This is a genomic window from bacterium (assembly GCA_024228115.1).
Classification (GTDB): Bacteria; Myxococcota_A; UBA9160; order UBA9160; family UBA6930.
The window spans coordinates 1-967 of the sequence record JAAETT010000442.1 but is presented as its reverse complement, the minus strand read 5'-3'; the positions used below and the strand labels follow the sequence as shown (position 1 = coordinate 967).

At 37.7% G+C, this 967-nt stretch carries 1 protein-coding gene; it reads left to right on the top strand.

Features of this window, described 5'->3' with window-relative positions:
* Nucleotides 1-242: 242 nt before the first annotated feature.
* Nucleotides 243-767, top strand: a complete 525-nt coding sequence (locus GY937_19345) for a hypothetical protein (GenBank protein MCP5058862.1) — start codon at nt 243-245, stop codon at nt 765-767.
* The last annotated feature ends 200 nt before the right edge of the window (nt 768-967 follow it).

Genomic DNA, 967 nt, shown 5'->3' with positions numbered 1-967 from the left:
TATACTTGCAATCACAAAAAGGTATGATATACTGGCGGTGGATGGTGGCTAACTGAGTATCGCACCAGATGGTAGCAGTCTTATTTCCTCCAGTAAAGAATAGTTTCGCTCGAACTACCGAGCGAGTCTTCATAGCCAGACAGGCCTAGTTGCTTCGCTTCGCTGCCAGCAACGTGAGTTTTTTTCTTACAATTCTAATATTTCTACTTGACAAATAATTCTAACTATGATATGCACATACTATGAGTACTAATACACTTGCCAAACAAGCTGATAATAAAGCAATTGACGATATGATCAAAACATTGCCAGTTCAAGCAATGAAAACACCTCTGACCGTGCCAATTATCGCTAGCTTTTTAATCAAAGGCTTCAATCACCGAATGATTGCAGAAACACTAAACTGTTCCAGACCATGGGTTTCACAGTTCATTAAAGATAATGCAGAAAGCTTAGCACCACTTGTAGATAACGATAGCGGTATTGCTGCAGTGAAACATAAACATGCTGCTAACGTTGCTGTGGATAAATTAATCGAATACTTACCGGAGTCAAAACCAAAAGATATCTATACATTATCAGTGATTTCAGCTATGCAAACTGATAAAGGTAGGCTACTGTCGAATAAGTCTACTGCTAATATAAGTATAGATGACATAACGGCTTCGAGAGCAGACATACAAGCTAAGCGTGCTGCGCTCAAGTACAAACTTGATAAGCTTAAGCGTGTGCCAGTGAAGGTGGTCGATAGTGTCTCAAGTGTATAATATCTATACAGATTAACGTCCGATAATATATATTATGTTACGTTCAGCTATAAATAACAATATTTACACTATATATAAAGGTCATAGGGGTAGGGGGTGTATGTGCCATTTTAAACTCAGTAATATATATATACACCCCCCACATAGTCTGATCCTATTCTAAAGGTTTTCTAAAGAGGTAAATTATGACTAAGCGTATA

Bases quoted from the DNA above. Each gene is read 5' to 3' on its own strand.
- GY937_19345 (MCP5058862.1), top strand. From the start codon at position 243: ATGAGTACTAATACACTTGCCAAACAAGCTGATAATAAAGCAATTGAC.